Raw genomic sequence first — 22,610 nt, 5'->3', positions numbered from 1 at the left:
CCGCGTAAACGGACTGTTTAGGTCAACATATAATTGCTGTCACAGGTCACTTTTTGCGGTTAGTGTGTTTTGTGGACCGTTTATTCTCAGATGATCTCTCTTTCTTTTTCAAAAAAAGATTCCAGATGATAACATAGCCGTTAAACAAGATGAGAAAGCCGCCGCCGAGAACGATTTCGGTTCGTAGAAAGCCTTTTAAAGCGTGCTCGAAAGAAACAGCACCAATAAAGTAAGGGCCAAAGTCATAGTAGCCAAATTCTAGGCCGATGAGAATTAACGCAACGATATTTGTTAGCAATAAGGAGACAAAGACGGGCCCCTTTTTAGCTTTCGTTGCTTTGTGTCTCGCCATTAGCGATTACCATCTGCTTCCGATTAATTTTCTCGAATTGTAAGGGATACCATTGAAGATGAGAAAATCATATCATTGTGTCATGACTTATAACAAGACCTAACTGCTTTATTTTTTCTTTTATCAAAAACAATAAATAGTGCGAATGTAAAAATGATTTTCAAGTCCATAGAAACATCGGATAAGTTGTTTTAAAAGTCGGCTTATGTTTAAAAAATAGATGATGCTCATCAGCTAGTCTTCAGTATAGCGTGGTCGCGGCTTTACATTCGCCAACCTGCGGACTAACAAATCTTTGCAGCAATTTTATTTGGAGCGCTTCGAAACCCAACACATCCCGTATTTTGTCCAATGGCGTAAGCAAACGCGTGTGATATAATCGACCAATATTTCAATCTGATATTCGGAGGAAGTTATGCGTAACATTGGTAAACTAGTTGCTTTGGACTGGAAACGGATTGTGAAAAGTCCGTTCGCTTTTCTACTGATCGCAGCACTGGTCATCATTCCCAGCCTTTATTGCTGGTTTAACGTGTGGGCGCTGTGGGATCCCTACAGCAATACTCAGGATCTGACGGTCGCGGTGTACTCGGCCGATCAGCCGGCGACTTTTCGCGATCAGAAAATTGCGGTCGGCGATGAGTTGATGGATCAGCTGAAGCACAACAAACAGCTTGGCTGGCGGTTTGTGGATTCTAAGAAGGCTGTCCAAGAAGGCGTCAAAAGCGGCAAGTATTACGCCGGTGTCGTGGTGCCGAAGCATTTTTCCACTGATTTGCTGAGCTTTGTTGACGGGAAGATCCATAAGCCTAAGCTGGATTATTATGTAAATGAGAAAATCAATGCGATTGCCCCGAAAATCACCAGCACCGGCGCCAGCACGCTGCAAAACACCATCTCGGATGAATTCGTCGCAACCGTCGCCAAAACGCTGGTTAAAACGTTTAATAAAGCCGGCATCAAGCTGGATCAAAACCTGCCGATGATTCGGCGTTTCGCCAGTCTGGTCACGAATACCAATGATCAGTTGCCGACCATTGAAAAGTACTTAACCGAAGTGGGTGACTTGCAAGGAAAAATGCCGGCAATTCGGGCGAAGTTACAGACGGCAAATGAAATCGCCGGGTATCTCCCAGAAGTCAATCAAATGGCGCAGAAGCTAACCGCCGTGAATGGTTATTTGCCCATGGTTCAAGATGCTGGCGAACTGGCAACTGCGGTAAAAGGAAAGTTGCCGGAAGTTCAGCAAGCCGGCGCGCAGCTGAACACGGTGGTCACCAATTTTGACCAATTGGAAAGCGGCGTCAGTCAAGCGGTGAAGGTAACCGATCAAGGGATCACGGTGATTAATCAGGTTGATGGCACGTTACCAGCGCTGACGGATTTTGGCCGAAAAGCGCAGGCGGCGGTGGGAACCACGAAGGATGAGGTACTGCCGAAAATCAGTACCGCTCTGGATGTCGTGCAAAATGCCACCGATGCCGGATTGACGCTGATTGCGGCGGCCAACACCAGCCTAAGTGCGGATTTAACGACCTTACAGAATCAGCTTCAGCAACTTGACAATAGTCAGGATACGGCCGCCGTCAAGCAGGCCATGGTCGAGCGGCTGACGGCCTTGGCAAAACGGCAGGGCAAGGTGGCGGACAACGCGACTAGTTTGGCCGAAATGCTCGAACGGGTGCAGGCCAGCCTTAACAAGCTTACCGGTAAGGACGACCAGGTCTTGGCCGGCGCCATTGCCCAGCTGAAAGAAGTCGCGGCAACGGCAACTGCGGTGAAAGATGGTGCCGAAGCGCTGGCCAAGGACGCGCCTAATTTGAGTACCAGTGAGATCCAAACACGCTTGGGAGCGCTAGCCAAAACGGCTGACCAGTTTGCCGCCGCCGCCAATGCGCTCAAAGCACTTGATATCGGCACCAGTGTCAAGCAAGTGTTAAACGACTTTAAAGCCGCACTTGAGGACGCCAGCACCACGCTTGCCACCATCAACAATCAGATTCTGCCAGAACTACCATCGCTCCTCAGCGGCACCAAAGATTTGCTCACGCAGGCGCATAGCTTTTTGGTCAAGGCTCAGCAACAATTGCCAGCGCTGAAGCAGGAACTAACCGATGCCAACACCTTACTGAATGGGCACATGAATCTGATCACGAGTGGCGTGACGACCGTTGCCGATTTGTACCAAAATGATTTTCCTAGCCTTAAAGCCAAATTGACCAAGGCAACCGACTTTATTAACCAGGATCTGCCGGGCATTGAAAAGGATCTGGCCAACACCTTGGCGCTGGCAAACGAAAAAATGCCGCAGCTGCAGAGTGGGCTTGATGAGGCGCATACGTTCATCAAAAACGACTGGCCGACACTAAAAGATGCCATTCAAAAAGGCGCTGCCGCCATCAAAAAAGGTGAAAAGTCGGTTGACTTATCGCAACTGATCAAGCTTTTGCGCCGGGATGCGACGAAAGAGGCCGGGTTCTTGGCTAAGCCGGTCGAACTTAAGCAACAAAGTTTCTACGCGATTCCGACGTACGGATCGCAAAGCGCGCCGTTCTATCTAGCCTTGTGTATCTGGGTTGGAGCATTGTTACTCGGGGCGATTTTGATCACCGAATATCAGTTGCCGGCAACACTCAGCGATGCCACGGTCAAACAAATGTACGTTGCTCGCTGGCTGACGTTCGTCGGGCTGGGGATGCTGCAAGGCCTCATCGCGGCACTGGGCAATCTTTTCCTGATTGGCACTTACGTCGTCGACAAGCCGCTTTACTTGCTATTTTCCATGATGCTAAGCGTGGTCTTCGTTTCGATTCTCTACATGTTGATCTCGCTATTCGGCAACATCGGAAAGGGCATCGGCATCATCATTTTGGTCTTATCCATTTCCGGAGCCGGCGGGAACTTCCCGGTCGTACTTTCTGGCAAGTTCTTCCAGATGATCAATCCGTGGCTGCCATTCACCTACGCCGTCAACCTCTTACGGGAAACGGTCGGCGGCATCTACTGGCCTAATCTCTGGCTTGACCTCGCCGTTCTGGCCGCATTCGGCGTTAGCTTCTTCCTGTTGGGCCTCTTCTTGAAGGAGCCGATTCACCCGTGGATTGAGAAAATGCACACTATTACGCGGCGGTCGAAGATTATTGAATGATTTTTTGGAACTGGGTATAACTGCTTCATAACAACCGAGTTAATGGGTGACCGACAAAAGGCAACCTGACTGGCGATTTGCTGGTGAGGTTGTTTTTTACATAGAGGCCAGTCACAGTATATTTTGGGTGCGCCAACGATGGGTACAGCAGTTCAAGGTGTCGGCGATTGAAGCAAAATAAAATGGCGAACTTCAGTTTATGTGCTGAGGTTCACCATTTGATGTCATTTCTATGCCGATTTTTCAGATGACTTCTCTTTTCCACTCGTCACCGTCACGACGAAGGTGGATTCGTCTTTTTGATAAAGCCGGTGGATGTTTTGCAGTAGCAGCATGATCCATGACATGGCCAGCGCGAAGGCGATCATCTCGAACGCGGTCAGCGACAGGTAGTGCACGAATTGGAAAAGGATGGCGGCGAGGACGATGATGCCGCCGATGGTGTAGCTGGTGCTGAGAAATTCGCGTGATACGCCCGGCAGCAGCCAGCGCACGGCGATAATCATGCCGATCAGGAAGTAGTTTAGGAACCACGCGCTTTGGGTGTGCAGGACATGCAGGATGCCGCGATTATTCGGGAACAGGCCGACCCCCAGCAAGGCGATGGCTGCGACGGTCAGTAAGATGCGGAGCGTGATCAGCCGCCAGTCGTTTTTGCGATGCGCCATCAATGGCACGAATAGGTAGTCCACCAAGGCGATCCACAGCAAGGCCGACACCGCGATGGTCAGATTGAACTGCCACGCGTTCAGCGCTTTGCTGGTCCCTAAAAAACTGACATTGTGTTGCCACCACTGGCGCGAACTGTTGGTCACAATCGCGCCCACCACGCCGCCGACAAACGTTGATAGAAACAGCGTGGTGATAAACGACGTCGAAATCGACAACGCCGAATAAATCATCAGGTAGTTCACAATACTGATAAAAATAAGGAACAGCCCAGTCGCCGTGTAAATATCAAAACTGACGCCTTCAAACATATAGCCAATCGCCCAGAAAAACACCGACGCCACGAATGCAAGAATAATCGCAAACGACAGCAGCAACGTCGGGAAAATCCGCCAATAGCGCCGTCGATGATCACGCCCATGAATCTGCCGGTGATTGCGAATATATGTCACCGCAAACGTCCCCATGCCACTTAATTCGCCAAGGACGATCACCATCTGCGCAATCGAATTCTTGCCCGTCATCGGTACCTGCAAGATGTTAAAGTAGAAGAAATACGCTAGAAAAACGATTCCTGCCAGAACAGTAGGAATCAGAAAGAACCGCAGCGAAATCGTCTGTGTCCCCGTATCCGCCCGCTTCGGCCGAATCACTGCTTCCTTATCTTTTAACGTCACCTCGACTTGTTCGCCATCTTTAATATCCAAATCATCCATGATAGCGTCTGGAATGACGACGTGATGTGTTTGTTTGGTCAATTTTTTTCTGCTCCCTAAAGATTCTTAATGATACGTCTATACAGAACCTAACTGTAGCACATCCAGCGCGAAGGGGAAAAGGCAACTTACCCGTCGTCATCGGTAAGTTTTGTTCAGAACTTTTTCGTTAACACAAGTTGGCTAAGATCATTTCGTTAACCTCGCAATTTAGTTGGATTCCGTTTAAAATCAAACTATGCCGGCACACAGGGGCAAAATAGGCAGTAAGCAGACCACAATGGGCGACGGTTCTGACTGGAAAATGTGTGCCCGATACTTTTGCAAAGGAGTTATGCTATGGCGCAAATTGATGCGATCAACCAGGTCATCAACCTCGTCAGCCTGGTCGTTTTGTTATTTGCTATCGTCAAGACATACCGGCAAGTCCGCTCTCTGAACCTACTGGACTACATCATCATGTACTTAAAATACCGGCAAACCATCTACGAAGAAATGCAAAAAAATCCGCAAATCCGCCAAAAGCAGTTACTCTCCATCGCTGTCACGCTGCTCATCGCCACCTTCTGGGTCATCAGCAGCCTCCAACACCTCATGGCACAATGGAATTTCAGCAACCTCCTAAACGCCATCACCACCCTCGGACTGCTAGGCCTCTTCTTATTCCAAACCTGGCAAACCAAACACCTCAACGAAGACAACCGCTACCTAACCTTCGCCAACCACTACCAACGCCGCCACTTCGACGACGTCCTCCGCATCTTCCAGAAAAAGCTAGACGAATGGACCCCGCAAGACGACGCCGACCAACGCGAATGGGACAGATTCCACGAACTCCTGGAACGCGTCAAAGCAGAGGCTGAACACAATCGCCGCGCAGCCATGTTCAGCGATGATCTATACGCGTTGTTCGATGACAAGTTGCTCCTGCACGAGGGAAGCGAGCCGTTAACTTTCCGCGAAAAAGGCATTCTTAGCTACTATGTCGGTTATTGGGACGCCGGGCCGTATAATGACTATACCCTTGGCATGTTAGAAGACATGAATGAGCGCGAGCGGCGGATTGCGTCGCGGGTGGTGAATGTTTCGATGGGACTGATGGCTGCTGGGTTGATTTGGGTGGCGGTTAGGCAGGTTGTGGGGTGAAGGGTGGTATAAAATGAACTTTGAAATTTGCCGTTGCAAAGCGCGAATGTTGCTTACTTTTTAACTAAAATATTTAAATGGAGATTGCTTAATGATAACCGAGTTCATATCCCAATACGTATCTGTAACTAATCTTGGAGCAATTGTCAGCTTGTTTATAGGAGTCCTTCTGCCTGTAGCCATTCTTTTGCTAGAAACAGTTACAGATAATGTGATCGATCGCGCTGTTATTTTGAAAGATGTTGTTAATCTAAAAAAGGTTCTTTTTGGTCTTGGTTTAATTGCGCTATGTTTTCTGTCTTGGAAAATTAAGTTAATTCGTCCAGTTTTCTTCGTTTTATATCTTGTTGGTTTAGCAATTTTAATAATGGTTTTATTGAGAGCGGTTTCGTGGATTTCGGATTGGAGCGAAAGTTCTCCAGATGGCGTTAGGTATAAATGGCGTCGTCAGATTTTGTCTGATAAAAAGATTGATGAAGACAAACGGTTGAAACTTTGGGAAGTTTATTTGGATTCTTTCAAAAAACAAAATAAGGATCATATGGGACTTTCAACAAATCTTGTGACCGGGGAACAATTTTTAGATTTCTTTAAGTCATATTATGAAGATTCCAAGATTGACAAATTTGTACTATTGACCTCAATAAGTAATCATTTAGACTCGATTTTTTCGTTTCCTAGGAGTTATGAAGGAAAATTCTTGAAGTTGGGTTTAAGCGAATTGTCAAAACTTAAAGATCATCCGGAAGTTATGTTTGCTTGGAAAAGTCTAATTCAGGAAGAATGCCATCTAGTTGTACACAATGATCTAAGAACTCATATCTTTTTAGAGGCTGTTCAAGAATTAACGCCGAAACAGGCCACAAAAGAAAATAGCTCGTTTTATAGAACATTGGCACAACTAATTTGTGATGTGATATGGGAACAAAATCAAAAATTCCAGGATGACGACCTGCTAGCCAATTCTGTGTGGCGCATCTCAAGTAATAATATTTCATTAGATAATCCCCCTGGAGCAGCTCAAACGGCTCTTTTGAATGCTTTTTGGCAGAAAGTGGATCAGGTCAAAACAAAAGCAGCATTAGAAAACAATTCATTTAAAACTGGGATGAGATTAGACTCTTTGGTTAGGACCATCTTTTCCGAAGCAGATCCACTGGTATTAGGTCAGTTATACGAAATTTTTCAAATTCGTCCTATTCCATCTTTTGAAAGTGATTGGAGCAAGTCAGTATTCGATATGTTTGATGGACATCCTTTATTTGGTTATATACCAAGAGGAACAGCGGTTTGGTCTGTTCAAAAAGAGGACAGCAAAGAAGATGAGAAGGCTGCTAACACTTTTTTTGTTGAGCAGTTACGGGAGCAGGAGCGAGAAAGCATTGAAATTGTAATGAAATCATCGCCCCTGTTTTCGGACCCTGTATTGGCAAACAAATATTGTGAAAAAATTTTAGGAACTTTAAATTCCACTTCCTTTTTGAAGTTAGTTAAAAGCGACAGTTCAAGTATTAGTCAGAGCAAGGTTAAAGCGTTAAAGAATCTTATTACAGAAGTCAAAGAACGTTTGGATGAAGAAGATTTTGCTGAAGAATAATAGGCTGACATAACCACCTCTAGACGAGCTGTTCTGTATGCCCCATAATAGAGAAAGTTATATTTACGCTGGAACGCAACGATAATGTCTTGGGTAGATAAGTTTCAATCGAACTATGAATTTTGAAGATACGGAGCCATTAACACAATCGGTTTCGTCAGTTGATTTGCAAATTAAAAAGGTGGAGGAACACCTTCACTCTCACGATCTTTGCAATGACAACAGGAGGAGTCAATATGGGTACGACGTTGGAGTCTACATTAGAAAAACGCTTAATAGAGCAGTTAACAAGGGGAATCTCACAGTGGACGTATCGTCCAGAATTAAAGACAGAAGAAGATTTATGGCGTAATTTCCGGCAAAAGCTTGAACAGAACAATGTTGCGGTTTTGGATGGACACCCATTAACTGAACAAGAATTCCGTCAAGTTCAGAACCAGCTTCAATTTGGGACATTTTATGAAGCTGCGAAGTGGCTGGCTGGCGAAAATGGTGTGGCTAAAGTTCAAGTGCAACGAGAAGATGCCACGCTTGGGACAATTCGCTTGGAAGTTGTTCGTCGCGAAGATGTTGCCGGTGGTACTTCTTCCTATGAAGTCGTGAATCAGATCGAAGTGCCAAAAGTTTACTCTGATTATCAGAATAGACGGTTTGATGTTTCTCTGCTGATTAACGGATTACCTTTAATCCACATCGAATTAAAGAATGCCGATCATTCATACATGGACGCATTTCGTCAGATCAAAAAGTATCTTAACGATGGCATGTTCAGTGGCATCTATTCAGTGGTTCAGATGTTTGTTGTCAGTGATCCTTATCACACGCGGTACATTGCCCCTGCGTCTGGCACAAAAATGAATGAGCGTTTCTTAACAAACTGGGTGGATGAACAGAACCAACCTGTAGAGTCATTGATTGACTTTACGGACCAGGTACTATCGATTCCTCAAGCTCATAAGATGGTCACGCAGTACACGGTGATTGATTCGCTTCGTAAAGCTTTGATTTTATTGCGACCTTATCAGATCCACGCTATTGAACGAGTTCGTGAGGCAACCAAGCGTCAGGTATCAGGCTATGTATGGCATACCACAGGTTCGGGCAAGACCCTGACCGCGTACAAGGTTGCGCGCAATCTTTTACAAATTGCTAGCATTGATAAGACCATATTTATAGTTGACCGAATTGATCTTGATCAACAGACCACGAGTTCTTTCATGGCTTACGCTGAAAATGACACGATTGATATTGACGAAACAGAACATGTTCGCGATCTAATTAAGAAGCTAAAGAGCACAGATCGAACGGTTATTGTCACAACGATTCAGAAACTTAATTATGTCATGCGTCGTTACGCTGACAAGCAAGGTACTCGAGACTATGACCGATTGACAAAATTAAAAATTGCATTTGTTGTTGATGAATGCCATCGATCCGTTTCGCCTCGAAAGCAGTGGGAAATAAACGGGTTCTTTCATCATGCACTTTGGTATGGTTTTACGGGCACGCCTATCTTTGAGCAGAATGCTCGTCCAGAAGAAGGAAATTTGCCACGAACAACTGCCCAACAGTACGGTGATCGTTTGCATGAATATACGGTTAAAGAGGCCATGCATGATGGTGCAGTTCTAGGATTCCAAGTCCAATCTGTAAGCACAATTCCCGACGATCAATTTTTTGAGTTGGTAGCAAGTCGAACTGGACGATCAATCGATGAAGTTGCAATAATGGATCCGGTAGAACGCGAAAAGAGCCTTCTGCCTTCTGATTATCTTAAGGAAGGACACATGTGGAAGGTTATCGAAGGAATCGTGAACCATTCGCAAAATAAGCTTGGATTATTTAAAGGTCGCGGTAATTCATACACGGCGTTATTGACCACAAGCTCAATCGCTCAAGCGCAAAGATATTACCGCTTATTTCAAAAGTTGCGAGCTGGAGATGCTCCTTTTTCGATAAGCAAGAAAACCAAAGAACAACTTCCTGATTTTCCTAAAGTGGCTATCACTTATTCGGTGACTGAGAACGACATTGATTCGACTCTAAACCAAGATGAAATGCGCCAGTCGATCCGGGACTATAATGACATGTTTGGCACGAGTTACAGTTTGGAGAACATCAATTTATATAATGCCAATATCAATGACCGTTTAGCACGTAAACAAGCACGCTATCTTTCGCGCGAAGAGCAAATTGATTTGGTTATTGTTGTTGACAGGTTGTTGACGGGATTTGATGCCCCGTGCTTGTCAACTCTGTTTATTGATCGTCAACCTATGCAGCCTCAAAACATCATTCAAGCCTTTTCGCGAACCAATCGAATCTTTGATAAGGCAAAGCAATTCGGACAAATTGTTATCTATCAACAGCCACATACTTTCGAAAAAAAGATTGAAGAAGCGCTGGTCCTTTATTCTAATGGCGGTGAGAATGAAGTACTTGCTCCCGAATGGAAAGTGGCGCATACGCGACTAAAAAAGGCAGCTTCTAGTCTTAAAAAGTTCCAGCTCGTCGCTTCTGGTCCTCCGCTTAGCGAACTGTCTGATGCAAAACTGAAGCAGTTTGCCAAAGCGTTCCAGGGATTCGATAAGGGGTTGGCAGCTGCACAGGTCTATACAGAATATGATCCAGACACAATTCAAGAAGAGATAGCCATTGATGAAAACGATATTGAAGCCTATACCAGTGTCTATAATAACGTCATTGATGAGCTGAAACGTCGTAAACAAACTGATGACGGCCCTGAAGAAGACGATCTGGATATCGAGTATGAATTAGAAACTGTACGACAGGACACTATAAATTACGATTACATCGTTAATTTAATTCAAGCATACGTCAGTGATTCTCGTGATGAGAAACCCGTCGTTAACAAAAAACGGATTGAGGAAATCTCAAATTACGTTGATCGTCTAAAGAAAAATAACGAAAAGCTTGGCTCTTTAATGGAAGAGCTCTGGCAAAAGATCCAAGCTAATCCGACTAAATACCAACAACAGAACGTGCAGACGCTGCTGCGGAACATGAAACGTGAGACCATCCAGCATTTGGTCGGCCAGGTGGCAGAAGAATGGGGCGCGGATCCTGAAGAAGCACTCTTCTATGCTGAAAACTTTGACCCGAAAAAAGAATCCAATCCAGGTGAAGAAAGCTTGAAACGCCATATGGACTACGATTCATACAAGACACACAACGCTAATCCTGTAAAGAAGATTTCTTACTGGCGAGAATTCAAAAATGCTTATTCAAACCTAATTCAAGAGGAAATCTTGCCACTTAATCAGGACTAATTTGGAGGAACTATAGTAATGGCTCAAATGACATCTAAAACCCTGTACCAAGCATTATGGAATTCCGCGGACATTTTACGGTCAAAAATGGATGCCAGCGAATATAAGAACTACCTGTTGGGTTTGATTTTTTATAAGTACCTTTCTGATCGCATGATAGTTTACGCTTCAGATCAATTAGAAGAAAAGACCACAGATCTGCATAAAGCTCAACAGATCTATGCAGATGCGTATGAAGATAAGGATATACATGATGATCTCGTCAGCAACGTCACCGATGAGTTTGGTTACCACATTCAACCTGATCTGACCTATACGGCGTTGGTCGACAAAATTGATCATGGCACTTTTCAGCTCGAAGACTTAAGTCAAAGCTTTCGTGATATTGAACAGTCCAGCGAGTTCTTTTCTGGTTTGTTTGAAGATGTTGATTTGTATTCGCGAAAGCTGGGGGCAACGCCGCAAAAGCAGAACCAAGTGATTTCAGACGTGATGAAGCAGATCTCAACACTGGATCTTGTTGGACAGAATACGAATGACATCCTGGGCGACGCATACGAATATCTGATTGGTCAATTTGCTTCAGATTCGGGTAAAAACGCTGGCGAATTTTATACGCCGCAGTCCGTATCACGCCTTATCACGCAAATCGCCATGCATGGCAAGGAGGATGTTCGTGGTTTTACGATTTATGATCCAACGATGGGATCAGGATCGTTACTGCTGAATGCCCGCCGTTATTCGCATGAGCGACTTTCAATCAACTATTTTGGACAAGAGCTGAATACATCAACGTATAACCTCGCGCGTATGAACATGATCCTACATGGCGTGCCAATCAGTAACCAGCACTTACACAATGCGGATACTTTGGACCAAGACTGGCCGATTGAAGAGCCGACAAACTTTGATGCAGTCGTGATGAACCCACCGTATTCTGCTCACTGGAAGCCGTCTAAGGGAACCGAGAATGATCCACGATTTGTTAATTATGGAATAGCTCCGAAGTCCAAGGCTGATTTTGCTTTTCTACTACACGGGTATTTCCATTTGAAAGACACAGGTGTGATGTGTATCGTTTTGCCTCACGGTGTTCTTTTTCGTGGGGGAGCTGAAGGCCGCATACGTAAAGCCTTACTTGAAAACGGTGCTATTGACACAGTTATTGGTCTACCTGCAAATATCTTCTTTAACACAAGCATTCCAACCACGGTTACCGTCTTGAAGAAGTCGCGAACCACTCGGGATGTTCTCTTTATCGACGCCTCTAAGGAGTTTGAAAAGGCCAAGAATCAGAATCATCTGACAGATGACAACATTAAGAAGATTCTGGAAACATACATTAATCGCAAAGACATGGATAAGTATGCACACCTTGCATCCTTTGACGAGATAAAGGAGAACGATTTTAACTTAAACATTCCACGATACGTTGACACAACTGAGCCAGAGAAGCCAGTTGATGTTGTCAAAGTAGTCGCAGACATCAAAGAAACCGATAAGCAGATCGCAAAATTATCTGCAGAATTAGCCAAGGATTTCGATGATTTAGTGGCTAATAACGACGAAGCTGCTGAGCAACTCGCTGCTTTAAAGGAGCTGTTTAAAAATGAGTAAGGATGTTAAAAATGTCCCTGCACTGCGATTTAAGGGGTTTTCTGACGCTTGGGAAAAGCGATATTTGAAGGACGTTATCTATGTAAACTCAGGAAGAGACTATAAGCATCTTTCTCCCGGAATGATTCCAGTTTATGGTACAGGAGGTTACATGCTGAGTGTTAATGAGGCTCTTTCATATGAAGATGCTATTGGAATTGGCAGAAAGGGAACAATTGACAAACCCTATCTCTTAAAAGCTCCATTCTGGACGGTTGACACGCTGTTTTACCTTACAGTACAGGACAACATGGATATTTCGTTTGTTTTCCCGCTTCTCCAGACAATCAGATGGAAGCAGCTTGACGAATCAACTGGTGTGCCAAGTCTGTCCAAGAAAACTATAGAATCCGTAATGGTACACGTTCCCAAAAAGGAAGAACAGAAGAACTTAGGTAACCTTTTTCTATTCGTTGACAACCTTATCGCTGCAACTCAGCAAAAACTTGATAATCTACGGCAGGTCAAGAAGTCAATGTCACAACATCTTTTAGGCAAGTCAATACGTTTCCGAGAGTTTTCTGCAACCTGGGAGAAGCGCAAATTGGGGGATTTATTAAAAGAGAGAAATGTTCAACATCCTCAAAGCTCAGAATATCCTTTGGTATCCTTTACTGTTGAAAACGGTGTTACCCCAAAAACCGAAAGATATGAAAGGGAACAATTGGTACGAGGAGACAAACAGGCAAAACGTTATAAAGAGACACGACTTGATGATATTGTGTATAATCCTGCAAATCTAAAATTTGGTGCTATTGCTAGAAACAGTTTTGGCAAGGCTGTCTTCAGTCCTATTTATGTAACCTTTGAAGTCAATCAAGAGTTAGCATTAGCTAAATATGTAGAGTTGCTTGTTACCCAAAACAGTTTTTTGAGTAGAGCTTTAAGATATCAGCAAGGAACTGTCTACGAACGACAATCGGTCAGTCCACGAGATTTGTTAAATCTGAGCGTTGCGTTGCCAGACAAAGAGGAACAAATGAACATATCTTTAGTGTTTTCGCGTCTTGACAAACTTATTATGACAACTCAGTCTCAGCTCTCAACCTTTAAGATTCTAAAGAAATCCTTGTTGCAAAATCTCTTTGTGTAACGAAGATGCAGTGCATTTAATTGCCATTAAGGTGCCAACAGCATTGGACACTTACAAAGCTTTGAAGATCTTTCTTTGCTGAAATACAGCAGTTGTCAGGTTAACTAGAATGTTTTTAAATTCGCACGATTTTACTAATTCCTCTCCCTTGGTTCGTTCAGCTGACTTTTCCTAATCCGTATGATAAAGATTTAATTGCCCAACAGGGTGACTAAATCCAGGAGGTGCGGAATGAAACAACGCACGCAGAAGTTCCACATGTATTTCAAGCAATGGATCGAGCTATACAAGGAAGGCGCAGTTCGGCCTGTTACTTACCAGAAGTATCAGATGTCGCACAAGCATCTAGTGACACTTGCACCGGACTTGCACATGGACGAGCTGAAGCGACGAACCTATCAAGAGTTAATCAACGAGTTCGCCGCTAATCATGAAAAGCAGACGACATTGGACTTTCATCATCACTTGAAAGCAGCCATTCTTGACGCGCTTGATGAAGGGTTACTTGAACAGGATCCAACGCGCAAAGTCGTGATCAAAGGCACCGTTTCCCGCATGCATAAGGTCAAATTTTTGAACCAGCATGAACTCACGAAGCTATTGGCGCTGCTTGATCTGGATGGCGGTTTAGGGTGGGACTACTTCCTCCTGTTGATTGCAAAAACCGGCTTGCGGTTTGGCGAAGCGCTTGGAGTAACACCGGCAGACTTTGACATGGCTAAGTTGACCTTAACCATCAACAAAACTTGGGATTATAAGAGTGCTACAGGCAGCTTTGCCGAAACCAAGAACACCGCCTCTGTTCGTAAGGTGCCACTTGACTGGCAAGTTGCGATGCAGTTTGCTACCTTGATCAAGCATCTGCCTCAAGATCAACCAATCTTCGTTGCTGCTGGACAACGCGTGTACAACGAAACCGCTAATGACATCCTAGAGCGCAAATGCAAGCGCGCAAGCATCCCCGTCATCAGCATTCATGGCCTTCGCCACACGCACGCGTCTCTGCTTCTATACGCAGGTGTTTCGGTTGGTTCGGTGGCAAGACGCCTCGGTCACGCCAATATGAGCACGACCCAGAAGACCTACCTCCATATCATCCAAGAATTAGAAAACCAAGACAACGATAAGATTATGCGCTACCTCACCTCATTGATGTGACATAAAAGGATCGCTTCACGCATGTTTACCGCGTTAGACGATCCCGTTCAAATGAAAAGTCCTTGTAACAGGGCTTTTTTTAATGATTCGAGGCTAGAAAGTTTGGATTGAGTTGCAGCGATAAGGTCATCTAAGACTTTGAAAAGCTGCCATATTCTTTTCTGCTCAGAAACATCAGGTAGTAAAAAATGTGACTCTGCAACTGTTTTCCAATCTGATCTTGGCATCTTAGTCCCAGACGAAATATTAGCAATACTTTGAAATCGAGGGGCTTGAACAAGCTGAAATAGATAACCGGGGAAAACATTTGAATTGGCTCTCAGTACCCAAAAGTCGCCAACAGCCCTGCCGTGGAAATTTGGAAATAGCCAATTATGTAAATACGGTCGTAACTTCCCAAAAAGAACATCTCGGGGTTGGAAAGATATTCCTTTTTTGGTATTAAATTTTAGATGCGCACTTTTTCTTAAACGTCCTTGTCCGGAAACGATATCTTCAAATTCAACACTTGGTAATTTTGAATCATTTGACATTTGATTAACCCGAGTGACGATATCTTTAAACTTACGCTTTTCCCACGGGTCAGAGTACCCTTTAAACCGCATTGACTGGTCAAAAAGATGCTGTAATAGAGCCTTTTTGACCATTTGAAGTTGATCAAGTTTACCTTGAGTTGCAGCGATAAGGTTGTCTAGCTTGAGAAGAATCTTTGAAACCTGTTCTTGCTCATCTCTTCTCGGGAGTCTAATTTCCAGATTTCTCACTAATTCTGAATTAAGATTTACTTGTGATCCAGGCTGCCCAAATCGCATCCATTGAGGCTGATATTTCTCTAAAAAATAAAACATAAAATCAAGATCGAATTTTGGATTCATAAATACAATGAATCCGTCGTGAATACCGAGTGCAGTATAGTTCTGCACCGGCTTTCCAACAGTGGCAGCAATACTTAGGATTAAATGTCTTTTTGTCAGCACTAATGTCTTTTTTTGACCCTTTTCAGATAGATGCTGGGCTACAGAATAAACTCTTCCATTTTGCTCAGTAACATCTGAAATCCTTAGCCAACCGACGGAAGAAGTGCCGCTGAACCATTTGGGGCTACTAATCGGTCTCGGACTCGCTCCGCGCCGAATAGTTGAAAGATCCCCCAACTTACGCTTTTCCCAAGCGTTCATTGTATCTAACCAGAAAGTTATCCACAGGTCCCAAAGTAGCGATCAGCCAGACAACAGCTTTTCTGGTATGATTGTTCTTGGTATTCAAATCGTACATAGACGGAACAAATACAAACAAATCTTGGGGTGACATTCATGAAGGGCAATGCAGATTTAATCGTCAGTGAGACGATTGCTAACAACAAGACAATTAACATTCCAGTTTATCAACGGCGGTATAGTTGGCGGCGAGAGCAACTTGAGCGATTGATTAGCGATTTGAAGGCGGCATACGAAAATAATCAACAGCGTTATTTTCTGGGGAGTCTTATTCTTGATGCTACAAGCGGCATTAGTACAGTCGCTGTCATTGATGGACAACAGCGATTAACAACAATATCACTGTTTTTAATTGCTATTCGTGATTTTCTTGGGAAGGATGATCCAGATTATGAGCGGATCAATGAAGAGTTCCTAATTAACAAGTACGATCGCGATTCGGTTGCTAAAAATCGATTGCATCCGGTTCCTGGTGATGAAGCGCAGTACGTCGATGTCTTGATGAACGGGATGGCAGCTGAGGATACAATTTTTAAGACCACATATGCGTTCTTTTGGAATGAATTAAGCCAAGACAGGTTGAGCGCGCACGAGTGGTTGGATTTACTTGAACGCCGGCTTCAGGTGATGGACATTGTCGTTGATCAAGATGATGATGCCCAGCTGATTTTTGAAAGCTTAAATTCGACTGGTATGAATCTGACAGAATCAGACAAGATTCGGAATTTCCTATTAATGGGCTTGAAAGGCGACAAGCAAGCTACTGCCTTTCATATTTGGCAACAAAATGAACGCTTGGTGGGTAGCGATGGGCTATCGAAGTTTTACCGCCATTATTTGACTTCATTGGCTCGCAATTCCAAGCCTGTAAAGGAAAACGAGATTTACACCGATTATCGTCGGTATGTTGGTCTTGCCAAGGGATTTAATCGAATCGAACAGTTGAAGCAAGAATATGCTGCTGCTCAGCTTTTTGCTAAGATTACGGCGCCAGAGGTAATGTCTATCACTGACTCACGGATTAAATCCTTATTGATCCGGCTTGGACATTTGAAAACTGACATTTTGACACCGTACCTATTGCAAGTTTTTGCTAAAGAGCGTGATGGCGCATTGGACAACGATCAGGTTGTTGAGATCTTAAAGGTATTGCTTGCTTATATGGCGCGGAGACTTTTTATTGGTGTCCCAACAACTGGCTTAAACTTGCTTTTTGCATCACTGAATCGCCAGGTTGAGCATGCAATTGAAAAGTCAAAAATATCTTATGTGGACGCATTAAAGGTTGTGCTAACACAAGGGGTTAAGGCAAATAAACGTTTCCCGACTGATGAAGCGTTGCAAGAGGCTTTGAACGAGAAAGATTATTATCACATGAATTCGGCTTCGCTTTGGTTTATTTTGGACGAACTGAACAATGTTGATGGGGAACCGCAAGACTTGTTTGATGCCGCCGCAAATGGTGATTATTCGATTGAGCATATTATGCCAAGAGTTCTGAATACTAGTTGGCATCATGCATTAGGGTCTGATTGGCGTCTAATGCATACTGTTTGGTTGAATCGGTTGGCTAATCTCACACTAACTGGTTTTAATGGACAGATGAGCAACCGAACTTTTGTCGACAAGCGGGATATGGCTGATGGTTATCGCAAATCAGGCATTAAGCTGAATCAATGGCTGGCACACTTTGATCGTTGGGATGAAAAAACACTACAAAAACGGCAGGCTGATCTGTTTGCTCGTGCATTGAAGGCTTGGCCAAGGCCTGACGTTCAAATTCCAGTAAGCAGCGATGATCCCAGCACGTGGGATACTCTTGATGCTATTTTTGAAGCCAATCCAACAGGGACAAAACCAGTGGCATTTAGTTTTGGCGATTATCAAGTGGTTCCGGTAAAGAGTTGGACTGATCTTTATAATCAGTTAATTGATTTGTTATGGGATGCTGATCCGTCGAACTTCTTTGCTTTGGCAAATAGTGATGACAGCCTCGTGAAACATGTTAATGAGGTTGAGTCTGATCAGAAGTATCGGCAATTGGGTACCGCAGATGTAGCTGTCTATGCAGGCGGGGATAGCGCATGGAGTCGGGTGCAGCATATTAAGCGGATTTTGGCTGGGAACGGGTTTGAGTTGGCGGATATTAATGTCAAGATTCGGACAGTTAATCAAGATTGAAAGCATTGTTCAAAATAGTTTAGTGGCCGAACAATCAAGAACAGTGTATCGTACAACATGAAAAGTAGACTTTTTGTTAAACTTTTTAAAAGAGGAAGTGCAATCGATCTTGGGGGAGGTTATGAAAATTGGCAACAGTCACGCAACGTATTAAACAGATTAAACAGCCAAGGGGTGGCTATATCAATCCAAAAGTTATGCAGGCCAAAGAGTACGATGATGGTCGCTCATTAAGCGATAAGGAAAGTCTTGCGGCAACTACCATGGGTCTTGTAGTTGATTATATGACACGTTTTATGCTTACTCATGATGCATTGGGCGCTTTTGACATTCCAATTCGCGGTGCAAGAATTTTTGGAAAGGAAAACGTTGTGATGCAGCAGCTAAACTTGATTAAGGGGCTGGATGACGTCTCAATCAAAGCGGCTGCAAGAATAATTCTCGTATTTGATGCTTCTTATCGAATTGGCTTAACCCCTCAATTTGCATTGGCAGAACGCTCAATTGACGAATTGACTTTAAAAAATGTCAAGATTATGGTCGAAAGATCGCTTACTTTTTTCGAAAGTGTTGGGCCTGTTATAGCCACAGAGTTCACTTTTGAGGGTGGATATACAAATGTTGTTACTAATGCAGATGCAGATTATTTAACCAAGAATACGATTTGGGATATGAAGGTCTCAGTTAAATCGCCAAAGAAGGAGCATACTTTGCAGCTTATACTGTATTATTTGCTTGCCAAACGATCTGGCCAGGAGAGGTTCAAAGAAATTGACAGTTTGGGGATTTTTAATCCGAGACTGAATACGTCATATTCATTAAATGTCGATGAAGTAGATCCGGAAGTTTTGGAAGAAATAAGCACGAACGTACTGGGAGTTTAAAGTTAGTACGTTTAAGGGTATTCATTTTGGTTGCCTTCACCTATGAAAGGAATCTTGATTGTCTCTTTTTGTTAAAAAGTGTGGAATATACTTTGTTCCGTCTTTGAGCTTTAACCAATACTCTTATCAATAATCGCCCTAAGCACCTTCTCCTTCAACGCCAACGCATCAACATGATTCACCTGCTCATATCCCTCCGCCAAAACATTACAAATATACAACTGGGACACGCGCCCAGCCACCGAACCGCCATTGAGGAACTCTTCAATGGCGGTTTGTAGTGTTACGTCCGCTAACTGTGCAATTGGGGAGACGGTGGCGTTGGTGATGGCGATGACTTTGGCGCCGTTGTCGTGGGCGATTTTTAGTGAATCGTAGGTGTCTTTGGTTTTGCCGGATAGGGAGATGCCGATGACTAGATCGGTGGGGCTGAGGAGCGAGGCGATTTGGGCTTGGAAGTGGGGATCGGCTTCTGGCGTGCATTTTAGTCCAGAGCGGAGGAGGATCGAGGATAGCGAGTGGGCGATTTCGCCGCTGCCGCCGACGCCGAAGATCCAGATGCGGGTGGCGTTGGTCATCATTTGAATGGCTGTTTGGAGGGTTTCCGGTTTGATGAGGGCGGCGGTTGCCTTGATGGCGTCGCTTAAATGCTGGGCGATGTGGTCGTAGTAGTGGTCGGATGGCGTCGGTTTGGTTTTAGGGAAGTCTTCTTTGGCGATTTCGATTTTGAAGTCGGTGAAGCCGGAATAGCCGAGTTTTTGACAGAATCTGACAATGGTCGCGTCACCTACATGGGTGGCTTTTTTTATGTCTGTCATCGTGGCGTAGATGACTTTTTGCCCAACCGAAAGGACATAATCGGCCACTTTTTTCTCCGATTTGGTGAGCTCGTTGTAATGCTTGTGCATGATGTCTGCGTATGCCATAGGTATGGAAGCCTCCTCCATTTTCTTTTCAAATTTTGGCACTTTTTGGAGAAAATGTCCAATTAACCGTTTACATTGGTTGTCGGAGATGCTACGATTCTTTTGGAATTAAAATCCAAAAATATAATAAATGGAGGAGAATGGAGAATGGAAAAGACAGCGTTCATTCAAAAAGTGCATCATGGACTGATCGTTTCTTGCCAGGCGTTGCCTGATGAGCCGATGTATCGTCCGAACGGTGGGGTGATGCCGCTTTTTGCCAAAGCTGCTGCACAGGCGGGAGCGGTTGGGATCAGGGCAAATTCGGTCCGCGATATCAAAGAGATTCAGGCGGCGGTTGATTTGCCGATTATTGGCATTATCAAAAAGGATTACTTGCCGGAACAGCCGTTTATTACGGCCACAATGACAGAAGTGGATCAGCTGGTCGCAACGGGTGTGGCCGTGATTGCGTTAGATGCCACGCTGCGGCCGCGGCATGACCGCCTGACGATTAACGAATTCATTCGGCAGATTAAAGAAAAATATCCGCAGCAGTTGTTTATGGCTGATGTTTCAACGTTTGAAGAAGGGGTGAACGCTTGGAATGCGGGTATTGATTTTGTAGGGACAACGTTGAGCGGCTATACGCCGGAAAGTGGCAAGCACGATGGACCGGATTTTGAACTCATTCAAAAGTTGGTTGACGCAGGCATTGATGTGATTGCGGAGGGACATATCAATACGCCGGAGGAAGCGCAGCAGATTCAGCAGATGGGCGTGACGAGCATCGTGGTTGGGAGTGCGATTACCCGTCCGCTGGTAATAGCCCGGCGATTTGTTGCGGCACTGGACGCAACTACTAAAAATTAAACAAACGGAGGACGTAAAATGTTTAAGCAGTTTTCGAAACTCGGCAGAGCGTTTATGCTGCCAATTGCGATTCTGCCAGCAGCAGGTTTGCTGCTTGGGTTGGGTGGGGCATTAACCAATAAAGGCGCGTTGGCCGCTTATCCGTTTCTGGATCAGGCGTGGTTGCAGACAATTTTAAAAGTCATGAATCTCGCCGGGAATGCTGTCTTTGCCAACATTGCGTTGATTTTTACTATCGGTGTGGCGGTTGGTCTTGCGAAAGGTGATCGCGGAACAGCAGGCCTGTCTGGCGCGGTGGCATTTCTGGTTTATACCGCCACAATTAGCGGCTTACTGCAAATGTTTTCGGCCAAAGATGCCACGATTGACACTGGCGTCTTGGGATCGATCGTGGTCGGCGGTGTGGTCGCTTATCTGCACAATCATTTTCGGAAAATCGAATTGCCGCAGTTTTTGGGGTTCTTTGGTGGTTCGCGGTTTATTCCGATTATTTCGTCGATTGCGGCGATTTTGCTGGGTGTGACTTTTTATCTGATCTGGCCGCCAATTCAAGGCGTTTTGACATCGGCGGGAAAAGGCATTGCCACCATGGGGAGCATTGGGACGTTCTTTTACGGCTTTCTGCTGCGGTTGACCGGTGCGGTGGGGTTGCATCACACCATCTATCCGATGTTTTGGTACACTTCTTTGGGTGGCTCGGAGGTGGTCGCGGGGCATGCGGTTAACGGCGCTCAGAATATCTTTTTCGCGCAATTGGCGGATCCTAATCATACCGGATTGTTTACTTATGGAACGCGGTTCTTTGCCGGCCGGTTTGCGACCATGATGTTTGGGCTTCCGGCGGCTGCTTACGCGATGTATCGGTCATTGCCAAAGACGCGGCGTAAGAAAAATGGCGGTTTGTATTTTTCCGGTGCCTTGACGTCATTTTTAACGGGGATTACGGAACCACTTGAGTATGCGTTCCTGTTTGTCGCACCGTGGCTTTATGTGATTCATGCTTTTCTCGATGGGCTGTCCTTCTACTTTGCCGATATTATGAACATCCGGATCGGCAATTCATTCTCCGGCGGGCTGATCGATTATCTGTTGTTTGGCGTATTGCAAGGGCAAGACAAAACTCACTGGATGTTGATTATTCCATTCGGCCTCGCTTGGGCAGTGATTTACTACGCAGTCTTCCGGTTCTGCATCACGCATTTTCGGGTGATGATCCCGGGTATGGGCGACGATGCGGAAGTGGCTTTGGACGACGAATCAGTGCCTTCACCAACCAGCAGTACGGTGGATTCGCCAAAAACAACATCGACCGATCAGGGACTGGCGGCGCAGTCAATGCAGATCATTCACGCGCTCGGCGGCCATCAGAACATCGAGTCCGTTGAAGCTTGCGCGACCCGATTGCGCGTGGCGGTTGCTGACAGTGCGAAAGTCGATAAGGCGAAAATGAAACAACTTGGCGCGATTGCAGTGTTGGAAGTCAGCGGCGGTGTCCAGGCGGTCTTTGGCGGTAAGTCGGATTTATATAGTCAGGAGATTAATATGATTTTGGGGATTGATGGTTAATGGTAAGGCCGTGAGTTGTTAAACTGTAGCCCTGCCTTTAATTTGCCATCCGAAAAACGCACTTTCACTCTGAACATTGCAGTGGCGAATGAGTTAACATTCTGTCACTCCAGTTATCCTCATACCAAAATTAAAATTTAACTGTCTGAATTTGCAAAA

The 22,610-nt window shown here is 44.9% G+C and carries 15 protein-coding genes; 11 read left to right on the top strand and 4 right to left on the bottom strand.

From position 1 onward, the window contains the following. Positions 1-46: 46 nt before the first annotated feature. Complete coding sequence (locus tag LACPH_RS09625) at positions 47-352, bottom strand: hypothetical protein (protein ID WP_274784984.1); 306 nt, start codon at positions 350-352, stop codon at positions 47-49. A 415-nt stretch (positions 353-767) separates the two neighbouring features. Here LACPH_RS09625 and LACPH_RS09620 point away from each other — a divergent pair, with 415 nt between their 5' ends. Further along, the gene (locus LACPH_RS09620) at positions 768-3,500 is read left to right on the top strand and encodes a YhgE/Pip family protein (protein WP_306386776.1); all 2,733 of its coding nucleotides are present in this window, start codon (positions 768-770) and stop codon (positions 3,498-3,500) included. A gap of 230 nt (positions 3,501-3,730) precedes the next feature. On the opposite strand, the gene LACPH_RS09615 is transcribed toward LACPH_RS09620, so the two are convergent. After that, positions 3,731-4,927: a DUF998 domain-containing protein gene (locus tag LACPH_RS09615; RefSeq protein ID WP_274784982.1), complete on the bottom strand. Its 1,197-nt coding sequence runs from the start codon at positions 4,925-4,927 to the stop codon at positions 3,731-3,733. Positions 4,928-5,224: 297 nt separating this feature from the next. On the opposite strand from LACPH_RS09615, the gene LACPH_RS09610 reads away from it, so the two are divergent. From LACPH_RS09610 to LACPH_RS09585, 6 genes are all read left to right on the top strand, one after another. Then, positions 5,225-6,031: a hypothetical protein gene (locus tag LACPH_RS09610; protein WP_274784981.1), complete on the top strand. Its 807-nt coding sequence runs from the start codon at positions 5,225-5,227 to the stop codon at positions 6,029-6,031. Between the two features lie 91 nt (positions 6,032-6,122). Further along, a complete protein-coding gene (locus tag LACPH_RS09605; protein WP_274784980.1) occupies positions 6,123-7,628 on the top strand; it encodes a hypothetical protein in 1,506 nt (501 codons plus the stop codon). Between the two features lie 236 nt (positions 7,629-7,864). After that, entirely contained in the window at positions 7,865-10,918 is a 3,054-nt protein-coding gene (locus LACPH_RS09600; protein WP_306386775.1) for a type I restriction endonuclease subunit R, read from the top strand. An 18-nt stretch (positions 10,919-10,936) separates the two neighbouring features. Next, entirely contained in the window at positions 10,937-12,535 is a 1,599-nt protein-coding gene (locus LACPH_RS09595; RefSeq protein WP_274784978.1) for a type I restriction-modification system subunit M, read from the top strand. Further along, positions 12,528-13,667, top strand: coding sequence for a restriction endonuclease subunit S (locus tag LACPH_RS09590; protein ID WP_306386774.1), 1,140 nt, complete (start codon positions 12,528-12,530; stop codon positions 13,665-13,667). The genes LACPH_RS09595 and LACPH_RS09590 overlap by 8 nt, the downstream gene beginning before the upstream one ends. A 231-nt stretch (positions 13,668-13,898) precedes the next feature. Further along, a complete protein-coding gene (locus LACPH_RS09585; protein WP_075760762.1) occupies positions 13,899-14,825 on the top strand; it encodes a site-specific integrase in 927 nt (308 codons plus the stop codon). A 47-nt stretch (positions 14,826-14,872) separates the two neighbouring features. Here the strand turns inward: LACPH_RS09585 and LACPH_RS09580 are convergent, their stop codons facing one another. Further along, entirely contained in the window at positions 14,873-16,003 is a 1,131-nt protein-coding gene (locus LACPH_RS09580) for a restriction endonuclease subunit S (protein ID WP_306386773.1), read from the bottom strand. 135 nt (positions 16,004-16,138) lie between these two features. Here LACPH_RS09580 and LACPH_RS09575 point away from each other — a divergent pair, with 135 nt between their 5' ends. Together LACPH_RS09575 and LACPH_RS09570 are read left to right on the top strand one after the other, a co-directional pair. Then, positions 16,139-18,223, top strand: a complete 2,085-nt coding sequence (locus LACPH_RS09575) for a DUF262 domain-containing protein (RefSeq protein WP_274784975.1) — start codon at positions 16,139-16,141, stop codon at positions 18,221-18,223. A gap of 128 nt (positions 18,224-18,351) precedes the next feature. Continuing rightward, a complete protein-coding gene (locus LACPH_RS09570) occupies positions 18,352-19,107 on the top strand; it encodes a hypothetical protein (protein ID WP_274784974.1) in 756 nt (251 codons plus the stop codon). A 110-nt stretch (positions 19,108-19,217) separates the two neighbouring features. Here LACPH_RS09570 and LACPH_RS09565 read toward each other — a convergent pair whose 3' ends face one another. After that, positions 19,218-20,033, bottom strand: coding sequence for a MurR/RpiR family transcriptional regulator (locus tag LACPH_RS09565; RefSeq protein ID WP_274784973.1), 816 nt, complete (start codon positions 20,031-20,033; stop codon positions 19,218-19,220). Positions 20,034-20,180: 147 nt separating this feature from the next. Here LACPH_RS09565 and LACPH_RS09560 point away from each other — a divergent pair, with 147 nt between their 5' ends. Both LACPH_RS09560 and LACPH_RS09555 read left to right on the top strand, forming a co-directional pair. Continuing rightward, complete coding sequence (locus LACPH_RS09560; RefSeq protein ID WP_306386772.1) at positions 20,181-20,885, top strand: N-acetylmannosamine-6-phosphate 2-epimerase; 705 nt, start codon at positions 20,181-20,183, stop codon at positions 20,883-20,885. An 18-nt stretch (positions 20,886-20,903) separates the two neighbouring features. Beyond that, the gene (locus tag LACPH_RS09555) at positions 20,904-22,451 is read left to right on the top strand and encodes a PTS transporter subunit EIIC (protein ID WP_306386771.1); all 1,548 of its coding nucleotides are present in this window, start codon (positions 20,904-20,906) and stop codon (positions 22,449-22,451) included. The last annotated feature ends 159 nt before the right edge of the window (positions 22,452-22,610 follow it).

This window comes from Lacticaseibacillus parahuelsenbergensis (assembly GCF_030770265.1).
Lineage (GTDB): Bacteria > Bacillota > Bacilli > Lactobacillales > Lactobacillaceae > Lacticaseibacillus > Lacticaseibacillus casei.
Note: the sequence above shows the minus strand (reverse complement) of the source record. Positions and strands in the feature narration are given on the sequence as shown.

Bases quoted from the DNA above. Each gene is read 5' to 3' on its own strand.
- LACPH_RS09580 (WP_306386773.1), bottom strand. From the start codon at position 16,003: ATGAACGCTTGGGAAAAGCGTAAGTTGGGGGATCTTTCAACTATTCGG.
- LACPH_RS09620 (WP_306386776.1), top strand. From the start codon at position 768: ATGCGTAACATTGGTAAACTAGTTGCTTTGGACTGGAAACGGATTGTG.
- LACPH_RS09565 (WP_274784973.1), bottom strand. From the start codon at position 20,033: ATGGCATACGCAGACATCATGCACAAGCATTACAACGAGCTCACCAAA.
- LACPH_RS09605 (WP_274784980.1), top strand. From the start codon at position 6,123: ATGATAACCGAGTTCATATCCCAATACGTATCTGTAACTAATCTTGGA.
- LACPH_RS09625 (WP_274784984.1), bottom strand. From the start codon at position 352: ATGGCGAGACACAAAGCAACGAAAGCTAAAAAGGGGCCCGTCTTTGTC.
- LACPH_RS09555 (WP_306386771.1), top strand. From the start codon at position 20,904: ATGTTTAAGCAGTTTTCGAAACTCGGCAGAGCGTTTATGCTGCCAATT.
- LACPH_RS09600 (WP_306386775.1), top strand. From the start codon at position 7,865: ATGGGTACGACGTTGGAGTCTACATTAGAAAAACGCTTAATAGAGCAG.
- LACPH_RS09575 (WP_274784975.1), top strand. From the start codon at position 16,139: ATGAAGGGCAATGCAGATTTAATCGTCAGTGAGACGATTGCTAACAAC.
- LACPH_RS09560 (WP_306386772.1), top strand. From the start codon at position 20,181: ATGGAAAAGACAGCGTTCATTCAAAAAGTGCATCATGGACTGATCGTT.
- LACPH_RS09610 (WP_274784981.1), top strand. From the start codon at position 5,225: ATGGCGCAAATTGATGCGATCAACCAGGTCATCAACCTCGTCAGCCTG.
- LACPH_RS09595 (WP_274784978.1), top strand. From the start codon at position 10,937: ATGGCTCAAATGACATCTAAAACCCTGTACCAAGCATTATGGAATTCC.
- LACPH_RS09590 (WP_306386774.1), top strand. From the start codon at position 12,528: ATGAGTAAGGATGTTAAAAATGTCCCTGCACTGCGATTTAAGGGGTTT.
- LACPH_RS09585 (WP_075760762.1), top strand. From the start codon at position 13,899: ATGAAACAACGCACGCAGAAGTTCCACATGTATTTCAAGCAATGGATC.